This is a genomic window from Chryseosolibacter indicum (assembly GCF_018598585.1).
GTDB classification, from domain to species: domain Bacteria; phylum Bacteroidota; class Bacteroidia; order Cytophagales; family Cyclobacteriaceae; genus Chryseosolibacter; species Chryseosolibacter indicus.
This window is the reverse complement of record NZ_JAHESD010000128.1, coordinates 1-3,636: the sequence shown is the minus strand read 5'-3', so window position 1 is coordinate 3,636 and position 3,636 is coordinate 1. Positions and strand designations below refer to the sequence as shown.

Annotated in this window: 3 protein-coding genes; all 3 read right to left on the bottom strand. The window is 42.2% G+C overall.

The features are described 5' to 3' along the window. Nucleotides 1-536: RteC domain-containing protein (locus tag KK060_RS24610; RefSeq protein ID WP_254157900.1), on the bottom strand; the 536-nt coding region annotated here is incomplete at its 3' end. A gap of 188 nt (nucleotides 537-724) precedes the next feature. Next, nucleotides 725-2,941 (bottom strand): ATP-binding protein, encoded by a 2,217-nt coding sequence (locus KK060_RS24605; protein ID WP_254157898.1) that lies wholly within the window; start codon nucleotides 2,939-2,941, stop codon nucleotides 725-727. A 31-nt stretch (nucleotides 2,942-2,972) separates the two neighbouring features. Next, a complete protein-coding gene (locus KK060_RS24600; protein WP_254157896.1) occupies nucleotides 2,973-3,584 on the bottom strand; it encodes a GNAT family N-acetyltransferase in 612 nt (203 codons plus the stop codon). Nucleotides 3,585-3,636: the final 52 nt, after the last annotated feature.

Sequence of the window (3,636 nt, the reverse complement as noted above, 5' to 3'; positions counted from 1 at the left end):
AACAAACATCGATTGAGGTAATTTCGAAGTTGTTCATTGGCGAGGATCTTCGCGACTTTAAAATCATGGCTTGTGGAAAAGTCAGGATCGTGATCAAAGCTGTAGGCATCCTGGTGAACCCGGATGTCGAATACTTTTCGGACAAAGTATTTTTCATCCAGATATGATCCACCGCTCCGGTAGTACTGATAAAAGTCGACATTGTCATCGAAGTAGCTTTCGAGTTTGCCAAGCTGTTTAGTCAGGTACTCCTCCTGAGACTTTGTACTTCCAATCGGCCGCTTTCCCTCAATCTTTATCAGTTCAACATAGTAGATAAGCTTCGAGGTGAACTTTGGCTTGATCTGCTTGAAGAAAAGGATTTCTTCACCTACAGTTTCAAACTGTTGAGTTTTGACCTTGTCTTTCAGGGAATCAATAGATTCAAGAATAATGTCAATACTTTTCTCAGCGGTGTTTATTAGTGAATCTTCGGGTTGCAATTTATTAAGTGATCCCTCGAGCTTCTGATACACCTCGTTCGCAAATGAAATCATGAATACAGCGGCTTGTTCTTTCTTCCGTCCTTCTCACGTTCCAGGAAACTTCGTCTCCTTCCTCTTACAGGCGAAACCAGCTGCTTCGCTTGTCTCCGTTGCACTTTTTAGCTGTGTGCAACAAAAATGAGGTTTTGCATCAGTCGATATCAATAGGGAAATGATAGTAAAAGCGTAGGTAAACCATCCTATTTGTTCTCCCTGATGTCCTTTTGAGCCAGGCTCAGCTTGTTGACGAGCGCAATTTTGGTCTTCACTTCACACTTTTCGAAAATGTGAGTGACGTGAGCATTTACAGTTTTGGTCGAGATGAACAGTCTTTCCCCGATCTCGCGATAGTTTAGTCCCTGAAGGATCAAACCGGCAATTTCTGTTTCACGAACTGACAGTCCATACGAAATGCAATTCTCGGAAAAGGAGATTTGACTGGTTGAAGTAAGCTTAACATCCGCGTTGGTGTTTGTTCTATCATTAAACGCGGCCAATCGCTGCTTGGCTGACAAACTTATGACACACTCTATCTTTTGCAGTAACTGATCTACAACAAACGGCTTTTCGATGAAATCAATCGCTCCCAGTTTTAATGCACTCAGTTTGTCTTTGTTGGTGCTCTTCGCTGTAAGGAAAATCAACGGTATGTGGCTGAACTTAGGATGACGCGAAAGGATTTTGCAAAGCTCAAAGCCATCGAGATTTTCCATCATGACATCAGAGACGATTAAATCAACAGCTGCGATTGCTTTTAGTTTTGTAATTGCTTCAGAACCGTTCCGGGCGAGGTAGACATTATACCTACTCTTTAACTTATTCGATAGGTATCCGAGCATTGCCAGGTTATCTTCTACAAGCAGTACACTTGCTTTCGCGCTTTCGCTCACGGAATCATCTAACTGTTTAGGGGTTTCTGCAAAGTTGATAGCTGATGGACAAACAGTTTTCACGTGTTCAGCTTTGCCCACGTGTTGTTTCAACCTTACTTCGATTGTAGTGCCGATATTCACTTCACTTGACAAGGAGATCGAACCGCCCAGCCCATCAACAACCTTTTTTACAATCGAAAGTCCAAGGCCCATCCCTTCATTGCTCTGTTGGTGGTCACCCAACTGGAAGTAAGGCTCAAAGATTTTCTTTTGCTGGTCTTTCGGAATTCCTTTCCCCGAGTCGGCCACAGTAAAAATCAATTCACCTTCCACAGCCTTTAATGCAACCTTCAAAACTCCATCATTACCCGAATGTCGGATTGCATTCTCAATTAGGTTGTTGATGATACGTTCAATAGCAGATGCGCTTGCTTTTATCAGCAGTTCAGGCTCGATATTCTGTTCGAGTCGAATACTTGAGTTCCGTGCCTGGAGTGCAAAGAGGCAAAGCTTTGCACTTAACAGACAGCTGAAACTTGAAATCTCGTTGTGGTCATATACGCCAAATCCTCGTTTGAATCGCTCAAGATCGAAGAAGTTCACAATATCCGATGTGAGCCTATTGATATTATATTTGATCACATTCAACTCCTCGTTGCTTCCATGCTTCTGTTCATACTCACTGAGATAATTGTTGATAAGCGTCAAAGGTGTTTTTGTCTCATGCGCAAGGTTGATGAATGTATTGGTCTGTTGTGTATTCAGTTCTTCAAGGCTTTTCGTTCTCTCCTTTACTTTGTGCTGTAGATTGTTGTTTAACTCTTTTAAGTTCTTCTCGGACTCTAGCAAGCGTTGATACTCCTGCCGTGACTGCTTGATTGCAGACCGCACATATATTACCGTCATAAACATAAAGCCAGCGTTTGTAACTGAATGTTCCAGTACTTGGAAATCTCCGAAGAAAACAATCACCGGCAGCGCTGCCCAGCATAGCATCGATATGTAGGCCACAACTGCGTGTTCATAAAGAGGATCGTCAAGAATTCGATTCTCGAGTCTTGCCTCCCTAAATTTCTTTATAAGTGCACGTGTGGAACAATAGATGAAGCTGAGTCCGTAGAAGAAAGGAATGATCACGGTCAGCTTACTGCTTAGCCTGCTATCGCCTGTTAAAAGATAGGGAACAATAAATAGGAAAATAAAAGGCACGACCAGAAACAAGAGTATGCCGTACGTGACAAAAAACTTTAAATGCTTTAACTCGAAAACCTTGTAGAAGTAGTAGATGACATACATAGACATGGAGAACCCAACCAGGTAGGCAATGATTGTCTGGATGGTTATTGGTATGACAAACTGTTTATCAGGAAACAGCCCACTGCACACATTGTATAATATCAGAAAGACCAGTAGAATAAGATACCAGAGACGTTTCTTATCATTGGGTCTTTGAAGAAAATAGATCACCTGAACAACCAGCATCACCAGCTCAAACGCCACGATGCCAAAGGTGACCAAATGCATTTTGGTACCTGCAAAAAACATAGCACAATAAGTCTTAGTGTAAAAAGTCTTCCTAACTGGACATGGTTTGTTGAACTGTGAGTTCCGGGTGTGAAACCACCCGCCTTAGGAGGAATAGCTCATAAGTAAGATCGATTGTCTTATAGATTTCGAACCCGAAACTTTTATACCATGGAAGGTTTTTGTCAACGGAAGTTTCGAGATAAATGGGTCTTTCTTTTCTCTCGCTCATTTCAATAACAGTTTTCAACAACTTACTCCCAACACCTTTACCCTGGAGCCGTGGATCTACTCCAATAAACCACAAATATGTGATCGGCTTTCTGGGATGATTCTTCTTGATGAGAGTCTCTCTGTTCAGCACTTGCATGACGCGCGTGAGGCCAATAACATTGGAAGCGAGTTTAGCGTCCCACATCATTGATTTTAGCGATGCCTTCTTTTTTTCAGGGAACAGCACCAAGGCGAAAGCTCTTCCGTCATCAGACATGTAGACTTCGCCAAACTCTTTGCAGTAATCGAAAGAGTATTCCATTAACTGCCTTATCCGATCAACGCGGTGGTCGTCTTGCTTTACAACAAAATTTACACTCTTATTCTGATCGAACGCTTGCGTTAAAATCATTACCGCCTGTTGCTTATCTGCTTGTTCAGCGACTCTCATCTCAGTATCGAGTTGTTGTTTTCAACTTTAAAAGATTGAAAAAATTGTGAGC

What these genes read in the sequence shown, in the direction of transcription:
- KK060_RS24605 (WP_254157898.1), bottom strand. Translation starts at nt 2,941, where the DNA reads ATGTTTTTTGCAGGTACCAAAATGCATTTGGTCACCTTTGGCATCGTG.
- KK060_RS24600 (WP_254157896.1), bottom strand. Translation starts at nt 3,584, where the DNA reads ATGAGAGTCGCTGAACAAGCAGATAAGCAACAGGCGGTAATGATTTTA.